Source organism: Halomonas alimentaria, from assembly GCF_009902005.1.
GTDB classification, from domain to species: domain Bacteria; phylum Pseudomonadota; class Gammaproteobacteria; order Pseudomonadales; family Halomonadaceae; genus Halomonas; species Halomonas alimentaria.
The window spans coordinates 1,335,538-1,357,260 of record NZ_WUTT01000001.1; the positions used below are offsets into that span (position 1 = coordinate 1,335,538).

23 protein-coding genes are annotated in these 21,723 nt (G+C 67.6%); 10 read left to right on the plus strand and 13 right to left on the minus strand.

The genetic code is table 11. The features are described 5' to 3' along the window. Positions 1–255: 255 nt before the first annotated feature. From GRB96_RS06390 to GRB96_RS06400, 3 genes are all read left to right on the plus strand, one after another. Positions 256–534, plus strand: coding sequence for a hypothetical protein (locus GRB96_RS06390; RefSeq protein ID WP_161431355.1), 279 nt, complete (start codon positions 256–258; stop codon positions 532–534). 119 nt (positions 535–653) lie between these two features. Beyond that, positions 654–896 carry a FitA-like ribbon-helix-helix domain-containing protein gene (locus GRB96_RS06395; RefSeq protein WP_023007389.1) on the plus strand — a complete coding sequence of 81 codons (243 nt, stop codon included), beginning with the start codon at positions 654–656 and terminating at the stop codon, positions 894–896. Continuing rightward, on the plus strand, positions 893–1,315 hold the full coding sequence (locus GRB96_RS06400) for a PIN domain-containing protein (RefSeq protein WP_161431356.1): 423 nt from the start codon (positions 893–895) through the stop codon (positions 1,313–1,315). Before GRB96_RS06395 ends, GRB96_RS06400 begins: the two co-directional genes overlap by 4 nt. Positions 1,316–1,351: 36 nt before the next feature. Here GRB96_RS06400 and GRB96_RS06405 read toward each other — a convergent pair whose 3' ends face one another. The 5 genes from GRB96_RS06405 to GRB96_RS06425 all read right to left on the minus strand — a co-directional run bounded on the left by GRB96_RS06405 (position 1,352) and on the right by GRB96_RS06425 (position 4,797). After that, complete coding sequence (locus GRB96_RS06405) at positions 1,352–2,149, minus strand: ribonuclease H family protein (protein WP_161431357.1); 798 nt, start codon at positions 2,147–2,149, stop codon at positions 1,352–1,354. Between the two features lie 68 nt (positions 2,150–2,217). Continuing rightward, positions 2,218–3,429 (minus strand): chromate efflux transporter, encoded by a 1,212-nt coding sequence (gene chrA, locus GRB96_RS06410; RefSeq protein ID WP_161431358.1) that lies wholly within the window; start codon positions 3,427–3,429, stop codon positions 2,218–2,220. A gap of 93 nt (positions 3,430–3,522) precedes the next feature. Then, positions 3,523–3,843: an AzlD family protein gene (locus tag GRB96_RS06415; protein ID WP_161431359.1), complete on the minus strand. Its 321-nt coding sequence runs from the start codon at positions 3,841–3,843 to the stop codon at positions 3,523–3,525. Next, entirely contained in the window at positions 3,840–4,547 is a 708-nt protein-coding gene (locus GRB96_RS06420; RefSeq protein WP_161431360.1) for an AzlC family ABC transporter permease, read from the minus strand. Before GRB96_RS06420 ends, GRB96_RS06415 begins: the two co-directional genes overlap by 4 nt. A gap of 10 nt (positions 4,548–4,557) precedes the next feature. Beyond that, on the minus strand, positions 4,558–4,797 hold the full coding sequence (locus GRB96_RS06425) for a hypothetical protein (protein WP_023007383.1): 240 nt from the start codon (positions 4,795–4,797) through the stop codon (positions 4,558–4,560). Between the two features lie 560 nt (positions 4,798–5,357). Between GRB96_RS06425 and GRB96_RS06430 the strand changes: the two genes are divergently transcribed. Beyond that, complete coding sequence (locus GRB96_RS06430) at positions 5,358–5,918, plus strand: cysteine hydrolase family protein (protein ID WP_023005296.1); 561 nt, start codon at positions 5,358–5,360, stop codon at positions 5,916–5,918. 70 nt (positions 5,919–5,988) lie between these two features. Next, positions 5,989–6,672: a cupin domain-containing protein gene (locus GRB96_RS06435; protein WP_161431361.1), complete on the plus strand. Its 684-nt coding sequence runs from the start codon at positions 5,989–5,991 to the stop codon at positions 6,670–6,672. A 65-nt stretch (positions 6,673–6,737) separates the two neighbouring features. Here GRB96_RS06435 and GRB96_RS06440 read toward each other — a convergent pair whose 3' ends face one another. The 7 genes from GRB96_RS06440 to GRB96_RS06470 all read right to left on the minus strand — a co-directional run bounded on the left by GRB96_RS06440 (position 6,738) and on the right by GRB96_RS06470 (position 14,987). Continuing rightward, entirely contained in the window at positions 6,738–8,117 is a 1,380-nt protein-coding gene (locus GRB96_RS06440) for an L-serine ammonia-lyase (RefSeq protein ID WP_161431362.1), read from the minus strand. A gap of 37 nt (positions 8,118–8,154) precedes the next feature. Next, the gene (gene sstT / locus GRB96_RS06445) at positions 8,155–9,393 is read right to left on the minus strand and encodes a serine/threonine transporter SstT (protein WP_161431363.1); all 1,239 of its coding nucleotides are present in this window, start codon (positions 9,391–9,393) and stop codon (positions 8,155–8,157) included. A gap of 207 nt (positions 9,394–9,600) precedes the next feature. After that, positions 9,601–10,716, minus strand: coding sequence for a glycine cleavage system aminomethyltransferase GcvT (gene gcvT, locus GRB96_RS06450; protein WP_161431364.1), 1,116 nt, complete (start codon positions 10,714–10,716; stop codon positions 9,601–9,603). Between the two features lie 309 nt (positions 10,717–11,025). Then, entirely contained in the window at positions 11,026–11,340 is a 315-nt protein-coding gene (locus GRB96_RS06455; RefSeq protein WP_161431365.1) for a monooxygenase, read from the minus strand. A gap of 42 nt (positions 11,341–11,382) precedes the next feature. Next, positions 11,383–11,625, minus strand: a complete 243-nt coding sequence (locus GRB96_RS06460; RefSeq protein WP_161431366.1) for a hypothetical protein — start codon at positions 11,623–11,625, stop codon at positions 11,383–11,385. Between the two features lie 127 nt (positions 11,626–11,752). Beyond that, entirely contained in the window at positions 11,753–13,486 is a 1,734-nt protein-coding gene (locus tag GRB96_RS06465; RefSeq protein WP_161431367.1) for an NADP-dependent isocitrate dehydrogenase, read from the minus strand. A 253-nt stretch (positions 13,487–13,739) separates the two neighbouring features. Continuing rightward, positions 13,740–14,987, minus strand: coding sequence for a threonine ammonia-lyase (locus GRB96_RS06470; RefSeq protein WP_161431368.1), 1,248 nt, complete (start codon positions 14,985–14,987; stop codon positions 13,740–13,742). A gap of 133 nt (positions 14,988–15,120) precedes the next feature. Here GRB96_RS06470 and GRB96_RS06475 point away from each other — a divergent pair, with 133 nt between their 5' ends. Both GRB96_RS06475 and GRB96_RS06480 read left to right on the plus strand, forming a co-directional pair. Beyond that, positions 15,121–15,864 carry a tellurite resistance TerB family protein gene (locus tag GRB96_RS06475; protein WP_161431369.1) on the plus strand — a complete coding sequence of 248 codons (744 nt, stop codon included), beginning with the start codon at positions 15,121–15,123 and terminating at the stop codon, positions 15,862–15,864. Further along, a complete protein-coding gene (locus GRB96_RS06480) occupies positions 15,864–16,337 on the plus strand; it encodes a phosphatidylglycerophosphatase A family protein (RefSeq protein WP_161431370.1) in 474 nt (157 codons plus the stop codon). The genes GRB96_RS06475 and GRB96_RS06480 overlap by 1 nt, the downstream gene beginning before the upstream one ends. On the opposite strand, the gene GRB96_RS06485 is transcribed toward GRB96_RS06480, so the two are convergent. Further along, complete coding sequence (locus GRB96_RS06485) at positions 16,322–18,277, minus strand: alkaline phosphatase D family protein (protein WP_240894137.1); 1,956 nt, start codon at positions 18,275–18,277, stop codon at positions 16,322–16,324. The two genes, GRB96_RS06480 and GRB96_RS06485, sit on opposite strands and share 16 nt — an antisense overlap. Before the next feature lie 251 nt (positions 18,278–18,528). Here GRB96_RS06485 and GRB96_RS06490 point away from each other — a divergent pair, with 251 nt between their 5' ends. Genes GRB96_RS06490 through GRB96_RS06500 form a run of 3 tightly spaced genes read left to right on the plus strand, consistent with a single transcriptional unit; the run spans position 18,529 to position 21,718 of the window. Next, the gene (locus tag GRB96_RS06490; protein WP_161431371.1) at positions 18,529–19,647 is read left to right on the plus strand and encodes a substrate-binding domain-containing protein; all 1,119 of its coding nucleotides are present in this window, start codon (positions 18,529–18,531) and stop codon (positions 19,645–19,647) included. Between the two features lie 24 nt (positions 19,648–19,671). Further along, entirely contained in the window at positions 19,672–20,838 is a 1,167-nt protein-coding gene (locus GRB96_RS06495; protein WP_161431372.1) for an ABC transporter ATP-binding protein, read from the plus strand. Next, a complete protein-coding gene (locus GRB96_RS06500) occupies positions 20,831–21,718 on the plus strand; it encodes an ABC transporter permease (RefSeq protein WP_161431373.1) in 888 nt (295 codons plus the stop codon). Before GRB96_RS06495 ends, GRB96_RS06500 begins: the two co-directional genes overlap by 8 nt. The last annotated feature ends 5 nt before the right edge of the window (positions 21,719–21,723 follow it).

Genomic DNA, 21,723 nt, shown 5'->3' on the forward strand with positions numbered 1-21,723 from the left:
TCAGGGGCGGCAGGGCTAAGTGGGCGCGATGAATGCCATCTGGCCGCGACGAGGCCAGATGCGTAGAATCGCTGCTAGCAAGCTATCGATCATGACGTGCGATCCTCCCATCAGAGGCGACGGTTCGGCTGACGCCCTCCCATAACAAGATTCAGCTTGCCTCCCCTGACACAACGCTATTGGCCTGCGATGCCACCGGTGCGGTTCCACCGCGTCCGCAGGCCCGGAAATGCCTTGTCAGAGGAGTTCTTCCCCATGCCTCGCCCGACGCGCCCCGATCCCGGCACCGCCATGCACGCTCTGATTCGTGAGATCCGTACCCGCGTTCCCTTCGCCACACCCGGGTCGAGCCTGTGTCGAGGCCCCTGCCGGGGCTGCTCGAAGAAGCTGCTGGAGTTCCTCGATACCGAGCTCGAGGAGTGGGAGGGCCGCCTGGAGGAGGGCGAGATGCCGCGCTTCGGCGACCTCAAACGCCTGGAGAAGCTGGCCATCAAGGTGATGGCGGCGTTGCGCAGGAACGGCCTGATCGTCTGAGCTTGTGCTCCGGTGCACCTGGAGAATGGGGAACCTGACCCACCCTCGCCATGGCGTAATGAACTTCTGGCCTGGTTTGCTATCATTGATAGCATTGATGATGATTCAGGAGAACCGGCATGGCCAGCATCACGATTCGTAACCTGGATGATGCGCTGAAGGCCGAGCTCCGGCTGTCGGCGGCGCGCCATGGGCACTCCATGGAAGAAGAGGTGCGCTTGATCCTGCGCCGCGCGCTGGCGACAGCACCTCAGCAGGGATTAGGCAGCCGAATCCGGCAGCGCTTTGCCGAAGAGGGCGGGGTTGAGCTGGAAGTACCGAGCCGCCAGCAGCGCCCACGGGCGGCGGAGTTCGAAGAGTGATCGTACTGGACACCAATGTGCTCTCCGAGCTGATGCGTCCTTCTCCCGAGCCGCGCGTGGTCGCGTGGCTGGACGCTCAAGAGGCTTCGTTTGTGTCCATCACGGCGATTACCGTTGCCGAGATCCTCTACGGCATCCAGCGTTTGCCGGAAGGGCATCGCAGGCGCGCCTTGGCGTCGGCTGCTGCCGCCATGTTCGAGGAGGACTTTGCCGGCCGTATTCTTCCCTTCGATGCCGAGGCGGCGGTTTGCTATGCCGAGTGCGTCACCGTGAGTGAACGAGTGGGCAGGGCGGTGCAGATGCCGGATGCCCAGATCGGGGCGATCTGCCTCTGCCACCAGGCGGTGCTTGCCACACGCAATACCAAGGACTTCGAGTCCCTGGGTGTCCAGCTGATCGACCCTTGGCAACAGGCGTAATCCGGGGCGTACTCCGATTCCCTCGACTCCCCGGCATCAGCCTCTTTTCAGCCGGAGAATATCCGCGACGCTCTCGTCGACCGGGTAGCGAACGAAATCGCGCTCCTTACGGTCGGCGCCATACATGGCCATACGGTCGGCCAGTTCGTTGCCCTCCACCCCGGCATGTCCCTTGACATGGGCGATGGTCACCTTCGACTTCAGGCTTTCGTAGAGAGCGTAGGTGGGCTGGATGATCTCGGGGTTCTTGATCGGCTGGCCATCGGCCTTCTTCCAGCCGCGCTTCTTCCAGCCGCCGGCCCACTTGGTGATGGCATTGATGGTATAGGTGGAGTCGCAGTGGATCCGCACGGAGGCTCCCCGCGCGACCTCCTCCTGGGCGACCAGCAGGGCCTGGCGCAAGGCGTTCAGCTCCGCCGTGTTGTTGGTGCCCGCGGGGTTGTAGAGGCCATACCAGAGTTCAGCGAGCTTGCCGTCACGGTAGATCACCATGCCTGAACCAGCATCGCCGGGGTTGGGCTCACAGGCACCGTCGCAGTAGATCTCCGTATCGTAGGTCTTGCCAGGGGCGGAAGAGGTGCCCGATGGCGTGGGTGCCTTGCGGCGTGCCGGTCGTTTCGCGGGCGTGCCTGCGGCCTCTCCCTGCCTGGCGGGTGCGCTCCCGCCCGGGCCCTTCGAGAAGGCCGCTTCGGCCGCTTCCCGGGAGGGGAAGGACTTGAAGCGCGCCTTGGGGTAGCCCTTCACCTGGCGGCTGCACTCCTCCCAGGAGGTGAAGATGCCGGTCTGCCGGCCTACCCAGACGACGTAGAACTTGGGGCCCTTGCTGGCTGCCATGACCTGCTCCTTGGCAATAATTCGGCCCGCTATGATACATGACTCGCCCCTTCACGGCCGGGCTTGCCTCAAACCGAGATCAGCACCCCGCCGCCCGCCAACAGGGCAACTACCGCCCAGGCAGGGAGCTTCCATACGCCGAGCAGCAGGAAGCCGGTGAGCGCCAGGGCGAACTCTTGGGGCCCGAGGATGGCGCTGGTCCACACCGGCTGGTAGAGCGCCGCTCCCAGGATGCCGACCACGGCGGCGTTGGCGCCGCGCATCAGTGCCTGGGCGCTGTCCCAACGGCGGAAGCGGTTCCAGTGGGGGAGCACCGCCACCAGCAGCATGCCCGGAAGGAAGATCATCACCAGCGCCAGGGCGGCGACTACCAGGCCGCCACCCAGCGGTGACATTACCGAGCCCCCTATCACTGAACCCAAGTAGGCGGCAAAGGTGAACAACGGTCCGGGGATCGCCTGGGCGGCACCGTAGCCGGCCAGGAAGTCATCCGGGCTCACCCAGCCGGACTGCACCACCTCGGCTTCGAGCAGCGGCAGCACCACGTGGCCACCGCCGAACACCAGGGCACCGGCGCGGTAGAAGGCATCCATTACCACCAGCGTCATGGAGGGCGTGACCCAGGCCAGCAGCGGCAGTACGACCAGCAGCACGACGAAGCCGGCCCCCGCCAGATGGCCGGCGCGGCGGGAAACGGGCAGCGTCAGGGGATGCGCCTCGGCCTCGGCGTGGGCGCGGCAGAACGCCATGCCGGCCAGGGCACCGATGAGGATGGCCGCCACCTGGCCCAGCGGACCGCTCACCAGCACGACGGTGAACACCGCGGCGAGCGCGATACCGGTGAGGCGGCGGTCGGGGCAGAGATTGCGCGCCATGCCCCACACCGCATGGGCGACGATAGCCACGGCGGTGACCTTGAGGCCTTGGATCAGGCCCTGGCCGATGGGGCCCTCGAAGGCGGCGGCGCCCAGGGCGAAGAGCACCAGCAGGATCGCCGAGGGAAGGGTGAAGGCCGTCCACGCCGCGAGCGCCCCCCAGGGGCCGCCGCGCATCAGCCCCAGGGCGAAGCCGACCTGGCTGCTGGCGGGGCCGGGCAGGAACTGGCACAGCGCCACCAGGTCGGCGTAGGCCTGCTCGGTCAACCAGCGGCGGCGCTCCACGAACTCGCTGCGGAAGTAGCCGAGGTGGGCGATGGGGCCGCCGAAGGAGGTCAGGCCCAGCAGCAGGAAGGCGCGGAAGACCTCGCGGATGCGGCCCGGGGTTGCCTGGTCAACGCTCATGACACTCTCCTGAAGCCTTTGGCAAGGCTGTCACCCTGCGGGTGAGGGATGACGATAGTGTGACGGCACGCTGGGTGCGAAGGGGGCGGGAGATCATGTCCCCGGCAGGAACTGGCGGCACAGCGCCGCCACCAGGATGCCGCCGGCGATGGCCGGCAGCGGCTTCTTGAGCGTCAGCATGATCACGGCGGTGGTGAGCAGCGCCAGGCGGGCGCCGGTGTCGCCGGTCACCGCCAGGGGCGCAAGCAGTGCTACCAGCACCGAGCCGGACATGGCGTGGATGAACTGTCGCACCCGGTAGCCGATGGGCACGAAGGACATCACGAAGACGCCGCCCCAGCGCGTCGCCAGGGTTACCAGCGCCATGGCCAGGATGACGAAAAGTGCCCCCATGCCGCCCGTTTCGAGGCTCATTCGCGCTTCCCCCAGGCCAGGCCCACCAGGCCGCCGGCGATGGCGCCCACCACCACGTGGCTGTTCTCCGGCAGATAGTAGAAGGCGAGCAGCGAGGCGCCGGCGGCCACCGTCCAGATCAGCAGCATGCGCAGGTTCTTCTCGCCGCCCACCACCATGGCCAGCAGGAAACAGCCCATCACCATGTCGAGCCCGAGGCTCGCGGGGTCCTGCACTGCTCCACCGACGTTAAGGCCCAGCCAGGTACCCAGCACCCAGAAGCCCCACAGCGCGATCCCGCCGCCCAGCAGCAACCCCAGTCCCGGTCGGCCACGGCCGAAGGCCTGCATGGCCATGGCCCAGTTGGCGTCGGAGGCGACCAGCATGATGCCGTAACGCCGGGCCGGTGAGAGCGATTCGAGCCAGGGGTAGAGGGTGGCGCCCATCAGCAGGTGGCGTGCATTGATGGCAAACACCGTTACCAGCAGGGTGAAGAAGGGCACCTGTGGCCCCCACAACTCCAAGGCGGCGAACTGCGAGGCTCCGGCGAAGACCAGGGTGCTCATCAGCACGATTTCCAAGTCGCCGAGTCTGGCCTGGGTCGCCGCCAGGCCGAAGGCGACGCCAAAGACGATGACGAACAGCGAGAGCGGCAGCAGCGCCTTGAATCCCTCCCACACCAGCGCCCGGTCCAGGCGGTAGGGGCTCGCTTCCTTGCGTGTCATGTGGGCTCCTCTACGCCCAGTCGTCCGGGCTCGTTGATATTGTGTTGTTATCAGTTCGCCATCCCTGGCGGCCGGAATCAAGCTGGCCTGGCCGTGGACGGGTGGTACGCCGTGAGCGCCCAGCGAGGATGGCGTCATCGCGCAGCTCCGGGCGCACGATATCGTCCTGGGTCAGGTCGAGCGCGGCGAGGCGGGCGAGCGTGGTGGAACCTTGGCGTTGGTCGGTGGTGGTCTGGGCAAGATGGCTCATGTCGGTCTCCTTTTCCCCTGTCTGGAGGTCGTGGTTCGGCAAGCGCCGACCCAGGGGAGAGGAGTCGTACGCCGCTTTAGCTGCATTTCTATCCCGCCCGCAAGTTGGTGCTTAAATCGGCGGTGCCCCGAGGGCCAGATACACAAAACCCGCTTTGCAGATGCTAAAGCGGGCTCTTGGCGTCGCTTTAGCTGGATTTGTAGAGCGCCCGCAAGCTGGGATTCAAATCGGCGCTGGTTTTACGGTACGGCGCCGCCGGGGCGATGTCAAACGCCTTCGGGCCGGGTGATGGCGCCGGCAGGTGCCTGGCTGTGTTGTGGTGGCCTCTTCCATCGCCGATAAATCGGGCTCCCACAGTAGCTGCCCTTGTACCACCGCGATCGCTGATAAATCGGGCTCCCACTATATCGGGCTTCCCAAAATAGTGTTGTCTCTATCTGCGATAGCCCTGGGGCCGGGTGGCGAAGCGGGCGCATGTTGACGTTGAATTGCACCGGTCAGCCGACCCAGCGAGTTTTCTCTGCCATGATGCATGCTCGAACTCCAAGGAGAACTCCCCGATGAGCGATACCGCCCTGATGATCGTCGACCTGCAGAACGACTACTTCCCCGACGGCAAGTGGCCACTGGTGGGCATCGAACCGGCTGCCGAGCAGGCCGCCGCCGTGCTCGGGCACTTCCGTGAGCGCTCGCTGCCGGTGGTGCATATCCGCCACGAGTTTCCCTCCGCCGAGGCGCCCTTCTTCGCGCCGGGCAGTGAGGGGGCGCGCATTCACGCCACCATGGCGCCGCGGGAATCGGGCAACGAATCGGTGGTCCTCAAGCACAGCGTCAACGCCTTCCTCGGTACCGACCTGCACGAGCACCTGCAGGCGCAGGGCATCGAGAAGCTGGTGGTGGTGGGCGCCATGAGCCATATGTGCATCGACGCCGCTACCCGTGCCGCCTCGGATCTCGGCTACCAGGTCACGGTGCTGCAGGATGCCTGCGCCACCCACGACCAGACGTTCAACGGCGAGACGGTGCCGGCGGCCCAGGTGCATGCGTCCTTCATGGCCGGGCTGGCGTTCGCCTATGCCGAGGTCACCGACACCGCCGAGTGGATCAAGCAGCACTCATAGCCTTGCCTGGGGGGCGTAATCCACCATCATGGGGGATAATTCTTCCAACTTCCGCTTTCCAGGAGTGACCATGCGTATCAATGCGGACTTCACCCGGCGTGCCGTCGTCACGCCGGAGCATCACGAGTGGGTGGCCTCGCCCCAGGGCGGCGTCGAGCGGGTGATGCTCGACCGGGTAGGGGCCGAGAAGGCCCGCGCCACCAGCCTGGTGCGCTACGCCCAGGGCTCCCACTTCCCGCCCCATGAGCACCCCGGCGGCGAGGAGATCCTGGTGCTCTCCGGCACCTTCTCCGACGAGAGCGGTGACTTCCCGGCAGGCTGGTATGTGCGCAACCCGCCGGGCTCCGCGCATCGACCCTCCAGCGAGCCGGGCGCCACCATCTTCGTCAAGCTGTGGCAGATGCCGCCGGAGGACGATCATCACGTCCGCGTCGACACCAACGACCCCGCCGCCTGGCATCGCCAGGGGGAGGGGCGCGAGACCTGCCCGCTGTTCGAGTCCGCCGCCGAGCGAGTCTGCCTGGAGCGTCTGGCGGCGGGGCAGGCGCTACCGCTCGAGGCGACCCGGGGCGAAGAGCTGCTGGTGCTGGACGGCGAACTCGTGCTCGACGGCGAGGCTCCGGGCCAGACCCTCAGCAAGGGGAGCTGGCTGCGCCTGCCCGTCGGCGACACGCCGCGCCTTCTCGCCGGGGCGGACGGCGTCACCTGCTATCTCAAGCGGGATCATCTGGCGCCCTTGACTGTCGATGCCTGATTGAAGAAGGGCCGCCCCTTTCTGGGCGGCCCTTCTGCACTTCCGCTCGAGTGGCGAGCATCGGCTCAGCACTCGATGGCGTTCACGGCCAGCCCGCCCGTCGAGGTCTCCTTGTACTTCGCCTGCATGTCGGCGCCGGTGTCGCGCATGGTGCGGATCACCTTGTCCAGCGAGATGAAGTGCTCGCCATCGCCGCGCAGCGCCATCTGGGCGGCGTTGATGGCCTTCACCGAGGCGATGGCGTTGCGCTCGATGCAGGGCACCTGGACGAGGCCGCCTACCGGGTCACAGGTCAGCCCCAGGTTGTGTTCCAGGCCGATCTCGGCGGCGTTCTCCACCTGGTCGATGGTGCCGCCCATCACCTCGGTGAGACCGGCGGCGGCCATGGCACAGGCGGAGCCCACCTCGCCCTGGCAGCCCACTTCGGCACCGGAGATGGAGGCGTTCTTCTTGCACAGGATGCCTACCGCGCCGGCGGTGAGCAGGAAGTTCACCACGTCGCGCTCGTTGGCCCCGGTCTGGAACTGCATGTAGTACTGCAGTACCGCCGGGATGATACCCGCGGCGCCGTTGGTGGGTGCGGTGACCATACGCCCGCCGGCGGCGTTCTCCTCGTTGACCGCCAGGGCGTAGAGGTTGACCCAGTCCATGGCCGACATCGTGGAGGCGATCAGCGAATGATCGTCCTTGCTGGCCAGCATGTGTCGATAGAGGGTCTTGGCGCGGCGCTTGACGTTGAGCCCGCCAGGCAGGATGCCCTCGGCCTCCATGCCCTTCTTGACACAGGCCTGCATGGCGCGCCAGATGCTGGCGAGGCCCTCTCGGATCTCCTCTTCGCTGCGCCAGGCCTTCTCGTTCTCCAGCATCAGCTCGCTGATGCGCAGGTCGTGCTCGTGACACAGCCGCAGCAGTTCCTCGGCGCTGTTGAAGTCGTAGGGCAGTTGGGTGGTGTCCGCATCCAGGGAGCCAGCGGCGGCCTGGGCCTCATCGATCACGAAGCCGCCGCCCACCGAATAGTAGGTGTTGCGGTGAAGCTCCTCGCTGTGACCGTGGGCGATCAGGCGCATGGCGTTGGGGTGGTGGGGCAGGCTCTCCTCGAGCAGCTGCATGTCGCGGGCCCAGATGAAGGGCACGCTGTGGCGGCCATCCAGACGCAGCGCCTGGGCCTCCTGCAGCTCCTCGATGGAGGGAGCGATGATGTCGGGGTCGATGCGATCGGGGCGCTCGCCCATCAGCCCCATGATCACGGCGTGGTCTGTGCCATGGCCGATGCCGGTGGCGGAGAGCGAGCCGAAGAGCTCTACCTCGACCCTTGCCACGCGGGTCAGCAGGTCGCGCTCCTTGAGTTCGCCGACGAAGTCGTAGGCGGCCCGCATCGGGCCCACGGTGTGGGAGCTCGAGGGCCCCACGCCGATCTTGAACAGGTCGAAGACGCTGATGGACATGGTCGTGAACCTCTTTTGTTGTCTTGGCGACTCGGTGCTACTGCGCCTCGGCTCGCGCCTGCCGCCCTTCGGCGGCGCGGCAGGCGGCCGCGGTGAACAGTACGTCGGTGGAGGAGTTGAGCGCCGTCTCGGTGGAGTCCTGGACCACGCTGATCACGAAGCCGATCGCCACCACCTGCATGGCCACGTCAGTGGATATGCCGAACAGGCTGGCGGCCATGGGGATCAGCAGCAGCGAGCCGCCGGCCACCCCCGAGACGCCGCAGGCGGCCAGCGCGGAGACCACGCACAGCAGCAGTGCGGTGGGGAAGTCCACCGGAATGCCCAGGGTGTTGGCGGCGGCCAGGGTGATCACCGAGATGGTGATCGCCGCGCCGGCCATGTTGATGGTGGCACCCAGCGGGATGGAGATGGCGTAGGTGTCGGGGTCGAGATCGAGCCTCTCGCACAGTGCCATGTTGACCGGGATATTGGCCGCCGAGCTGCGCGTGAAGAAGGCGGTGATGGCGCTGCCGCGCAGGCAGGCGAAGACCAGCGGATAGGGGTTCCGGCGCGTCTGCGAGAAGACGATCAGCGGATTGGTGACCAGCGCCACGAACAGCATGCAGCCGACGATCACGCCAAGCAGCCGGCCATACTCGAGCAACGCGCCCAGTCCTGCTTCCGCCAGGGTATTGGCGACCAGGCCGAAGATGCCCAGCGGGGCGAAGCGGATGACTACGCGCACGATACCGGAGATGGCTTCGGAGAGGTCGTTGAGCGTGCCGCGGGTGGCTTCGCCGGCGTGGCGCAGCATCAGGCCGAGGCCGATTGCCCAGGCCAGGATGGCGATGAAGTTGGCCTCCATCAGTGCGGTGACCGGGTTGGCCACGGCATTGAGCAGCAGGTTGCGCAGGATCTCGATGATGCCGCCCGGCGGGTTGCCACTGACCTCGGGCATGTCCAGCGTCAGGGTGGTGGGGAAGGTGAAGCTCGCCACTACGGCGACCAGTGCCGCCACCAGGGTGCCGATCACGTAGAGGATCAGCACGCCGCGGATATGGGTGGGCTGCCCCTGGCGGTGCCCGGCGATGGCCGCGGCCACCAGCACGAACACCAGGATCGGAGCCACGGCCTTGAGGGCGGAGACGAACAGCTCGCCGAGCAGCGAGAACGAGGCGGCGAGGTCGGGCGACACGACGGCGAGCAGGATGCCGCAGGCAATGCCGATGGCGATCTGGGTGATCAGGCCCAGACGCAGCAGCGGGCCGAAGAGGGTATTGAGCGTGGAAGTCATCGAGGATCTCTCGGTGGTTGGGTGCTGGCAGAATTGTTGTGTGCTCGGGCCGGATCAGGCGGCCCTGGCCTTGCAGGCCCCGTGGCGAGGTAGCGCCAGGGGGCCAGTCTTGCGTTGTCGCGGGCGAAATGTGCCCGCGGCGGCTGCCTCACGCAACAGCGGCAGCCCTCGGTGGTCGGCGACTTGCGGCAGTCAGTTGCCGGACGATCATTTCCCCCGGTAGTAGCCAGGAGCGACGAAGGGAGTCTTGCTGACGGTCATCGGCAGGTGCTTGCCGCGCACCTCGGCGTAGACGGTGGTGCCTACCTCTGCGTGCGCCAGGGTCACATAACCCATGGCTACCGGCTTGCCCACGCTGGGGCCGAAGCCGCCGGAGGTCACCGCACCGATGGTGTTGCCTTCGGCGTCGAGCAGCGGGGCGCCCTCGCGCACCGGGGCACGCCCCTCGCCGAGCAGGCCGACCCGCTTGCGGGTGTGGTCCTTGGCCTCGACCTGGTGGAGGATCGCCTCGGCACCCGGGAAGCCGCCGGGGCGCTCGCCGCCATTGCGGCGGGGCTTGCCGATGGCCCAGATCAGCCCGGCCTCCACCGGCAGGGTGGTGGTGTCGATATCGTGCCCGTAGAGGCACAGACCGGCCTCAAGGCGCAGGGAGTCGCGGGCGCCCAGGCCGATCGCCTCGACCTCCGGCTCCGCCAGCAGGCGGCGTGCCAGGGCCTCGGTCTGCTCGGCGGCCACCGAGATCTCGAAGCCATCCTCGCCGGTATAGCCACTGCGGCTGACCCACACCGGAATACCGTCGATCTCGAAGTGGCCATGCTGCATGAAGACCATCTCGGTGGCCTCCGGGCATAGCCGCTGCATCATCTCGGCGGTCTGCGGACCCTGGATGGCGATCAGGCCGCGATCCAGCTCCTCGATCTCGTGGCCGGCCGGCAGGTTGGCGCGCAGGTGGGCGATGTCCTGGTCCCGGCAGGCGGCGTTGACCACCAGGTAGAGGTGGTCGCCGGCGTTGACCACCATCAGGTCGTCGAGGATGCCACCCGCCTCGTTGGTGAAGATGGCGTAGCGCTGCATGCCCTCGGCCAGGCCGACGATATCCGCCGGTACCAGGGTCTCCAGTGCCTCGGCCGGGGAGGGGCCGCGCAGCAGCAGCTGCCCCATGTGCGAGACGTCGAACAGCCCGCAGGCCGTGCGCGTGTGCTCATGCTCCTTCTTCACGCCCAGCGGGTATTGCACCGGCATCTCGTAGCCGGCGAAGGGCACCAGCTTGGCGCCGAGCTCGACGTGCAGGTCATGGAGAGGGGTACGCTTCAGCTCGCTCATGGGGGCCTCCGATAACAGGGAAAACGAAGCGGCGTGCCTCAAGGATAGCGGCAACCGGACAGCATAGCGCCTAGAGTAGACGATGTTTCCTATTGGAAACAATGGGTGTCATCAAGAATTGCCGTTGCCATGATGGAGCGCCGCGGGAGAACCGATCGCTTCATGGTGTCGGCGGGGAGATTGAAGGGCTTTGCGTGGCGGGGACCGAGCATCGTGACGCCGCTCGAGAGGGCGGTGTCACGACACTCAGGTTTTCCTATTGGAAACAGTGCGCTCTTGAGCCGTTTCCATTGGCGAGCGGTCGGTGAGTCACTGAGTCAGAGCGAGCGGCCCGCCGTTGATGGCCGAGAGCGCCTCGTTGGCCTCGAGGATCTGGGCCTCGATGCCGGTCACGCCCATACCCTCCAGGCGGCCGGTGTGCATCCGGCAATAGGCCTCGGCCTCTTCGCGGGTGGCGAAGAGGTAGACACCGCCGGCCCGCTTGCCCGCGGGATCCTCGGTCCAGATCTTCCACAGCAGGCCTGGCTCGTCATTGATGGAGCGGGCCAGCGGCGTCATGGCCTCGACCATTGCCTCGCCGAAGGGGCCATCGAAGGGAAAGTGCACCTGTAGAATTACGGCCATGGGGGCCTCCTGTGGTCGGGTAGTGGGGATGTGTGGCTGGGCTCAGGCGAAGTCGGGGTCGTCGGTGCGGAAGATCGACTCCTCCTCGCCGGGCAGGGTGACCGAGAATTCGCCGCCGCCCAGGTAGCTGACCGGGTGTCCCTCGCGGGTGCGCAGGGCGGGGCCGCCGCTCACCGGGCCGGCATGGGTCAGTTCACCGAGCTCCTTCACGCTGACCTGGATGTCGATCATCACTTCGCGGCCCTGATCGTCGAAGGCCATGATGGTGCGTTCGTGTTCGCTCATGGGGTTGGCTCCGGCTGGTAGGGTGGCCGTCAGTATCGGCATTTTCGGCCCGCGAGGCGAGTGGCCGAACGACGCGGGGCCTGCGCAAAGGCAGGCCCCGTTGATGTCGAAGGCGACTGGGTGACGCTCAGAGGCGGCTGGCCACGGCGTCCAGGAAGCCCTGCATGTCGACCAGGGTCTCGCTCTCCGGGGCGTTGGTCTTGCCCTTGAGGTCGCCGGTGATGATGCCGGCGTCCACGGTGTCGATCAGCGCCGCCTTGAGGCGGTGGGCGTAGTCGACCAGGGCGGGATTCTCCTCGCGTTCTCCCAGGGTCTCCAGGGCGTTGGCCACGGCGTAGAGCAGGGCGGAGGAGTTGAAGTGGGCCTCCTTGCCGTCGCTCTCCAGATACTTCAGGTAGAGGTCGTGGGCGGTGCCGTGGGGTGCCTCGAACAGCATGGTGCCGTCCTTGCTCTCGATGATGGAGCTGGCGGTGGCCAGGCTGCCGCCGAGCGCGGCGGAGATGTCCGAGAAGATGTCGCCGTCCAGGTTCTGCGCCGGGTAGAGGGCGTTGCGCGGCGGGTCGGTGATCATCTTGATGAGCTGGCTGGAGGGCCGCATGATCATGAAGGAGGGGGGCGAGGTGTCGGCCTCGGCGAGCTCGCGGCGCACGTCGGTGATCACGGTGCTGAACACCTCGTCGTACTCCATGACCTCGCGCTTGAGGCCGAAGTAGACCTCCTTGCTCTTGCGCGAGGCGTCACGGAACACCTGCAGCACCCAATCCTTGATCGCCTCATGGTCGTTGGACATCAGCAGGATGGGGTCACCCTTCCTGACGTGGCGGGCGTGCTTCTCCTCGCCGTCGACGATGACCTTGAGGATGCCGTCCTCCTCGGCAGGGGCGTTGAAGCTGCCGTACTGGTCGCCGCCGCCGGCGCTCATGCGCGAGATAGAGACCTGGGCCTTGCGGTCGGGAATACCGTATTGCTTGAGCTGCTCCACCAGCTTGTAGAGCTTGCGCCCGGTGGTGTTGTCCGGCACGCCCCACAGCGCCCGCTCGGGCGGGTTGGAGACAAGGCGTGCGGCCTGGGCGTCGATCAGCTCGTAGAAGTAGGCAAGGCCCAGGGCCTCGACCTGCTCGCGGTAGTGCTGGTCGTAGATTCCCTCGATGGCGGCGCGCATCACCCCGTCGTAGCCGGAGATCACGGTGTCCTTGAGGCCCAGGTAGATGTCGCGCTTCTCGTCGATGGCGCGCTGGAAGAAGCGGTGGGCCCAGGCCTTGACGTCTTCCAGGTCGTTGGTGGCGAGCAGCCAGGGGTCGCCCTTCTTGACCTCGCGGCGGTGCAGCTCCACCGGGTCGCCGCTGGCCCCCACGAACATCAGCTTGACGATGCCGGTGGCGCGGGAGAGCTCGTTGAAGCTCTCCTTGATGCCGCCGACCTCCATGGTGTCGACGACGATGTCGCGGTCGACCCACTCGGGGCGCTTGACCTTGAGGTTGCGAAACTGGATGTCCTCGCGGGTGATGTTGCCGCCGATACCCTTGCGGATGGCGCCGTTGGGCGACTTGGTGGCCAGCGGGTGCAGCTTGGTGCCGTCGAGGTCGGGGTGCTTGGCGAGCAGCTCGCCGAGCTGGGCGCGATTGACCGTCATGCCGGCGTTCTTGATGCCCACGCCGTGGCGCTTGAGCGCCTCCACGGCATCGACCACCACCTGGCCGTTGGTGACCAGGCGATTCTCGGCGGAGAGGTCGATCTCGACCAGCGGGATCTCCAGCCGGGAGGTCACGAAGGTATCGAGAATCTTCTCGAAGGCTACCTGGGCCATCTCGTCACCGTGGAGGATGACCAGTGGGGCGTCGACTGTGATCTTGCTGCTCATCGCCTCGTCTCTTCTGCTGCGCGCTGGAAAGTGCGCATAGGGTACGCCGGAAGGCCCAAGGGCGCCATGCCCCCAAGGGGTAAGGCCGCTGGTAACAGCCGCCCTCATTGCTCGGTGCTGTTCTGGCGGCAAGCCTTCGAGGAGGCGCTGTGAACCCCTCCCTGGACGCTACCGACGCCATCCCTGGCGTAGGACCTCCTCTTCAGCTTGCCCCCAGCGCTCCTCGCTGAGCAATTGGCAAGCTGATGGTGATTCAGCTGTCGCTGCCGGCCCAGCGTTCGTCAGGGTGGACCTCGTTGGCGGGCAGCACCGGGTCGTAGCCATCCCGGCGCAGCGCCTCGATCACCTCCCGGGTGTGCTCGCTGCCCAGGGTTTCCAGGGTGGCCTCCACCTCGGTGGCACGCAGCGAGAGGTCGGTGAAGGTGCGGTGGTGTGCGATATGGATGACGTTGGCGTGCTGTTCGGCGAGCTGCCGTGTCAGCTCGGCCAGGGCGCCGGGCACGTCGGGGATCGCCACGCGCACGCGCACGATGCGCCCGCTGCGGACCAGGCCGCGCTGGATCACCGAGGAGAGCGCCAGCATGTCGATGTTGCCGCCGCACAGGATCAGCCCCACCTTGCGCCCGCGGTAGCGTTCGGGGTCGGCCAGCACCGCGGCGAGGCCGGCGGCGCCGGCGCCCTCCGCCACACTCTTCTCGATCTCCAGCAGCAGCAGGATGGCGCGCTCGATCTCGGGCTCGTCCACCAGCACGATGTCGCGCACCCGCTCGCGCACGATGGGCAGGGTCAGCTTGCCGGGCTGCTTGACCGCGATGCCCTCGGCGAGGGTGGCCAGCCCGCAGTGGATCTCCTCACCGGCCAGGGCCTGCTGCATGGCGGGGAAGCGCCTGGTCTGCACGCCCACGATCTCGATGCCGGGCTTGAGCTCGGTGGCGGCGATGGCGTTGCCGCTGATCAGCCCGCCGCCGCCGATGGGGATCACCAGGGCGTCGAGGTCGGGGGCGTCCTCGAGCATCTCCAGGGCGATGGTGCCCTGACCGGCGATGATGCGCTCGTCGTCGTAGGGGTGCACGAAGACCAGGTTACGCTCGGCGGCGAGGCGGTGGGCGTACTCGCCGGCCTCGGCGACGCCCTCGCCCTCGAGATGTACCTCCGCGCCGAGTCGACGGGTGTTGTGCACCTTGAGGTTGGGGGTATGGCGAGGCATGACGATGGTGGCGCGGATGCCCAGCCGGGCGGCGTGGTAGGCCACCGCCTGGGCGTGGTTGCCGGCGGACATGGCAATGACGCCGCGTTCCCGCTCCTCCGGGGTGAGGGTGAGCAGGTGGTTCAGCGCCCCGCGCTCCTTGAAGGCGGCGGTGAACTGGTGGTTCTCGAACTTGATGAAGAGCTCGCAGCCGGCGATCCGCGACAGGGTATGCGACAGCAGGCAGGGGGTGCGCTCCACACTACCCCGGATCTGCTCGGCGGCGGTGCGGATGTCGTCGAGGGTCACGCTCATGGCGGGGCGTCTCCGGTTCTGGGCTGGCCTTCATGATGCGTCGTCGTGAAGTTGATGTCGAAACCCGGACGCCTGGGATAGAGTCCATCCAGGCACACCTTTTATCCGGGCATGTGAACACGAGGAGAGTGCGATGAACGCCAGCAAGATACTGGAACAGTTGATGCAGCAGGCCGGCGGCCAGTCCGGCAGTGGGTCGAGCGGCCAGGGCAGTTCCGGCCTAGATATCAAGGGCATGCTGGACGGCCTCTCCCGCCAGCTGGGCGGTGGCGAGGCCAGGTCCGGCCAGGGCGGTGGCTCAGGATTCGACGTCAAGAGCCTGCTGGGTGGCGGCGCCCTGGGACTGCTGGTGGGCTCCAAGCGCGGCCGCAAGCTGGGTGGCAAGGCCCTCAAGTATGGCGCCATCGCCGGGGTTGGGATGCTGGCCTGGAAGGCGTGGCAGAACTCCCGCGGCGGTGCCGGTGGACAGCAGGGCGAATCGCCCGCCGAGGGCGAGCCGGTGGAGCGGCTGGCCGGTCAGGCCCGCGAGCAGCGCAGCCTGGAGCTGCTGCAGGCGATGATCATGGCGGCCCGCGCCGACGGCCATATCGACGACCAGGAGCGTGAGCTGATCGCCGGCCAGATCGACGCCCTGGGCGCGGACCGCGAACTGCACGCCTGGGTGGAGCGTCAGCTCCAGGCGCCGCTGGACGCCGAGGCGCTGGCGGCCCAGGTCGATTCGCCCCAGGCTGCCCGCGAGATGTACCTGATCAGCGTGGCGGTGGTCGACGAGCAGAACGCCATGGAGCGCGCCTGGCTCGACCAGCTGGGTCGCGCGCTGGCGCTGCCCGGCGAGGTCACCGCCGAACTGGAGTACCAGGCCCGGGAGGCCGGTTGATGGTCGAGCCCTTGATGGCGCTGGCCACCGGCTTCGGCCTGGGGCTCTCGCCCTGGGCCTCGGGTACCGTCGGGTCGCTGCTGGGGCTGCCGCTGGCCTGGTGGCTGCTGGGACGCACCCGGCGGGTACAGATCGCGGTGACGCTGGCGCTGCTGCTCGCCGCCGTGCCGGTGTGTCACCTGGTCGAGCAGGACCTGGGCGGCAAGGATGATGGCCGCATCGTGCTCGACGAGATCGTCGCCTTCCCGGTGGCGGTGCTGGGCCAGGCGGCGGCCCGTCAGCCCTGGACGTTAGCCTCCGCCTTCGTGGTCTACCGGGTAGTCGACGCCACCAAGCCTCCGCCGGTGAGTCTGGCCGAGGCGGTGCCCGGCGGTGCCGGCATCGTGCTCGACGACGTCATCGCCGCGGCCATGACCTGGCTGGTGATGGCCGGCGGCCTGGCGCTGTGGCGGCGGCGTCAGGTCTCCTCCTGAGCCGGCGGCGGGAAGCTGACATCGAAGCCGCGGGCGTCGAGCTGGCGAATTTCGTGGGGGCGGCCCTGGGTGTCGAAGTCGACCAGGCCGATCCCGCTGCCGTTCCAGAGCCGCTCGCCGGCTTTGGCGTGGTCGGGGTCGCGGGGTGTGATGGCCAGGCGACGGCGCTTGGTGAACCAGTTGAGCGGTGACCAGGGCGCATAGAGCCAGCGGTTCAGGCGATCGAACCAGTCAAGCAGGGTATCGGGGAAGGCGTTCTTGATGCCGCTGGAGGTGATCTGCCACAGCCGCGGGCCCTGGCGGCGCTGGCGGATGCGGATGTCGTAGGCGAAGGAGTAGTGCACGTCGCCGGAGAGGATGACGTAGTTCCCCGGGGTGCGCGAGTGGCGGAAGATGTTGAGCAGCACGCTGGCCGCCCCGCGGTGGGCCATCCAGTTCTCGGCGTCCACCAGCAGCGGCTTGCCGGCCAGGGTGAAGAGCTTCTGTATCACCTCGATCAGCTTGACCCCGAACATCGGCGCCGGCGAGACGATGATCACCGAGCGGTGGTGAAGCAGGGCCTGCTGGAAGTCGCTCAGCGCCTCCCAGTCCATCAGTCCCGAGGGGCGCTTCGGGCTTCGTTCGCTGCGCCAGCGCCGGGTGCGGGTGTCGAGCACCACCAGCGGCGGGTCTCCCGGGATCTGGTACTCCCAGCCTTCGAAGCGCAGCAGGCGCCGGATCACGGCATCCAAGGCCTCGCCGTCGAGCCAGCCGTCGTTCGCCATAGCGTCCTGCAGCAGCCGGGCGCACTCATCCAGCGGTTTGGCCAGGCGCTCGGGGGCATTGCCCCAGCCCTGGAAAAGCAGGTAGCCGAGCAGGGCGTTGCCGATGATGCGCCGCGAGAAGGGGTGGCCGTAGGCGGTGCGCTCCCAGTCGGCGGTGAGATTCCAGTCGTCGGTGATGTCGTGGTCGTCGAAGATCATCAGGGTCGGTAGCCGCGCCAGCAGCCGCGCGGCGGCCGGCAGGCCGGCCACGAAGCGCTCGATCACCGCGTGCTGCTCGGTGAACAGCGCGGCGTGCTTGTCATCCAGCGCGGGCGTTGCCACCTCGATCAATGACCAGGGCGTGGGCGACCACACCAGCAGGTACATGGCCACCATCTCGGCGAAGGTGGCCAGGTGGTTTTGGGCGTTGGCCGAGGTGAACACCGGCTTGCGCACCCCGCCGAAGAAGCGCTCGCGCAGGTTCTCGCTGCTCTTCACGTCGGGCAGCAGCGATTCCCGCGCGTAGTAATGGGCGGCCTCGCCATGCAGCGCCCGGCTGTCGGCCACCACGGCGCCCTCCAGCGATTCGTCGAACAGCCCAAGGCGGCGGATCAGGGCGTGGATGGCCACCAGCATGGGGCCGGCGACATCGTCGGCGTAGATCTGATCGCCGGTCATCAGCAGCCAGGCGGGGCGCTCCTCGGGGGCCTCGCGGTGCTCGGCCAGCCACGCCTCGGCGCGCACCAGGCCGTCGCCGCCGTCGTGGTGGGGCTTGCGGCAGGAGCCGTGCAGCAGCCGGTGGTGGCGGCCGGCCAGCACGAAGGCGGGGAGCTCGCCCTCGGCGTCGAGCAGGTGGTCGCCCCAGTCGGCGATGCCGCGCTCGTCTTCGCCCTCGTGGTGGCGCTCAGCGTCGCGCAGGCGCAGGTCGTAGGCGATCAGGGTGTCGGTCGGCAGCGGCGTCTCGAGGGGCAGGTCGATCAGATGCAGCCAGGCGTGGCGGCCCACCGGCACCCGCCGGCAGTGGTCGTCCAGGGACAGCCGTCGCGTCCCCTCGCCGGCCGGGGTGAGGGCGAGGGTCAGCGCGAGGGGGCGGCTCGCTGCCAGCCACAGCACCAGGCGGTCGGGTGCCAGGCGGCGCAGCAGCGGGCCGGCAAGGACAGGGGGGAGGGCGGTCTCTTCCATGGATGCGGTCGTCATGCGGTTTCCTGGGGTCACCCCGAGACCGGTCTCGCGGCGGCAGGTTCCAGCCTCGCCGATGCGGCGCACCCCGGCAAGCGCCGCGTTGAGGCGTCCCACTGGCGAGGTGTGGGGAATCGCCTACATTGGAGATTCAGATTGAACGGTCATGCAGGCGTCATGTCGGCGTCATCCGGCTGTCACGGCCGGGCGACATAAGGGTACGGCACGTCGCACCATCTTCGGACCCCACCGCTCGAGGAGAATTTTCCATGTCGATCACCCGTCGCCGCTTCCTGCAGGGCTCGCTGGCCGCCGGTGCGGCCGCCACACTGCCGACTCCCTTCTATATCAATCGGGCCCTGGCCCAGCAGGAGCCGCTGCGCATCTACGCCTGGGCGGGCTACTTCAACGACGCCATGCTGGCCGACTTCACCGACAAGACCGGCATCCCGGCGACCTTCACCCCCTATGGCACCAACGACGAGCTGATGAACTCGCTGCGCGCCAGTGCCGGCGAGGGCTTCGACGTGATCATGCCCACCGTGGACCGGGTGCCGGGCTATCTCGACTACGACCTCATCCAGCCGCTGGAGGAGTCGCGTATCAACTGGAGCGGCGCCCTGGACAGCGCCATCTCGGGCTCCGAGACCGGCGGAGTGGTGGATGGCAAGCGCTACTTCGCGCCCAGCGACTGGGGCACCGAGGCGATCACCTGGCACCGCCGCTATGCCGACATCGACCGCGCCAACCTCAGCTATGCCGACCTGTGGAATCCCGAGCACGGCCAGGGCGTCACGGTGCGCGGCCACTCGGCGCTGGTGGGGATCGGCCTGTGGTTGGAGCGCGAGGGCAGGCTGCCCCACCCGCTGCTCGACTCCTACCGCAGCGAGGAGGCGATGCGCGCCAACTTCGATGTCATCCTCGAGGAGGCGGTCAAGCACAAGGAGCTGCTGGTGCAGTTCTGGAACACCGAGAACGAGGCCCAGGCCGCCTTCCGGACCAACGGGGCGATCATCGGCCAGACCTGGGACTCCACCGCCTTCCGCCTGATCCAGGAGGGCGACGATATCGCCTACGGCGCGCCGAAGGAGGGTGCCCTGGCGTGGATGGAGGGCTTCGTCATCCCCAAGAATGCCCGCAACCCGGATGCCGTCTACGAGCTGATCAACTGGTACTACACCCCCGAGGCCGGCGCCATGTTCGTCGAGGCCACCGGTTACAACTCCACCTCCAAGGGCGCCACCGAGCTGCTGCCCGAGGCGACGCGCAACTTCTTCACCGACTCCTACACCGAGCAGGATCTCGAGAACCTGTGGTGGTGGCCGATCCAGGAGCCCTGGTACGTGGCGCTGCGCAACGAGTACCAGGACCGCTACCTGTCTGCCTGACGAATGCCCGACCGCGAGGTGACCATGGACGGCAGCGTCCGGCTGGAGGAAGTGGTGATGCGCTTCGGCGACTTCACCGCCATCGACAAGACGTCGCTCGAGATCGGCTCGGGGGAGTTCTTCAGCTTCCTCGGCCCCTCGGGCTGTGGCAAGACCACCCTGCTCAACATGATCGGCGGCTTCCTGACGCCCAGCGAGGGCCGGGTCTCGATCGGTGGCGAGCCCATGGCCGGGGTGTCGGTGAATCGCCGCCCCACGGCGATGATCTTCCAGAACCTGGCGCTCTTTCCGCTGATGACGGTGTTCGAGAACATCGAGTTCGGCCTCGAGGTGCGCGGGGTCGACCGCCGTACGCGGCGCGCCACCGCCGAGCGACTGCTGTCACTGGTGGCCCTGGAGGGCGTGGGGTCGCGCCGGGTCACCGAGCTCTCCGGCGGCCAGAAGCAGCGTGTGGCCATCGCCCGGGCGCTGGCCGTGGAGCCGCGGGTGCTGCTGCTCGACGAGCCGCTCTCGGCGCTGGACCTCAAGCTGCGCCAGCATATGCGCAGCGAGCTCAAGGCGATCCAGCGCAAGACCGGCATCACCTTCATCTACATCACTCATGACCAGGGCGAGGCCTTGACCATGTCCGACCGGGTGGCGGTGATGTCGGCGGGCCGCCTGCAGCAGGTGGCCGATCCCATGACCCTCTATCGCCAGCCGGCCACCGGCTTCGTGGCGGCCTTCGTCGGCGAGAACAACCGCATCGAGGCGAGGGTGATCGACCGTCTGGGCGAGCGGGTGCGCCTGGATGCCGGGACCCTGGGTGAGCTGGAGGGCCGTGTGGGCGAGGAGGCGAGCCTGGGCGGCGGCGCGGAGGTGGCGCTCTATGTGCGCCCCGAGCAGCTGCGTCCAGTGGCCGCCGGCACTTCCGGTGATGCCTCCATGGGCGGTTCGACCCTGGTCGCGGAGGTCGAGTCGGTCAGCTTCGAGGGCGCCTGGCTGATGGTGCAGGCACGCCTCCCGGGTTCCGGCGAGGCGCTGCGGGTGCAGCTGGGCAGCGAGGTGTCGCGAAGCTTCGCCGATGCACTGGTGCCCGGCGAGGCGATCACCCTGGGCTATGATCCCGCCGAGACGGTGGTGCTGCCCCGGGATGACGGCCCGCGGGTGGACGAGGCCACCGGCGAGGTGGTGGAGGCAGCAGATGTTTAGGCACCTCGCCGCCCGCTTCGGTGGCCCCCTGTCGGCGGCCATCCTGGCGCTGCTGGGCATCTGGCTGATCCTGATGGTGACCCTGCCGCAGCTGCAGATGATCGACTACTCGCTGCGCCCCAACCTGCTGCCCGACCAGCGCGGTGGCCCCGAGGATGGCTGGACACTGGCCAACTACGCCACCCTGTTTGCCAACGATATCCACCGCGCCATCTTCTTCAAGACGCTGTGGTCCAGCGTGCTGGTGACCCTGCTGACCCTCGCCGTGAGCTATCCGCTGGCCTGGTACCTGGCCAAGGTGGCCACCCCGCGGCAGGCGGCACTCTGCATCCTGCTGCTGATCATTCCCTTCTGGATCAACGAGATCATGCGCACCTACTCGTGGTTCATCATCCTGGCCTTCCGCGGGCCGCTCAACGAGCTGCTGCTGATGCTGGGACTCATCGACCGCCCCATCCGCTTCCTCAGCGGCGATGGCGGGGTGATGGTGGGCATGGTCTATGCCTATATCCTGTTCATGGTGTTCCCGCTCTACAACGCCATCGAGAGCCTCGACGACAACCAGGTGCGTGCCGCCCGGGACCTGGGCGCCGGCACGCTGCGCACCCATCGGCGCATCGTGATTCCCCACGCCAAGCCGGGCATCGCCACCGGCTGCATCATGACCTTCATGCTGGCCGCCGGCAGCTACGCGGTGCCGGCGCTGCTTGGCTCGCCGGGCAGCCGCTGGTTCACCCAGATCATCTACAACTGGTTCTTCGAAGGCGGCAACTGGAACCAGGGGGCGGCCTACGCCTTCCTGCTGCTGGTGCTGTGCATCGGTTTCATGTCGCTGGTGATGAAGGTGTTCAAGGTGGGTTTGGGAGACATCGCGAAATGAGGGAC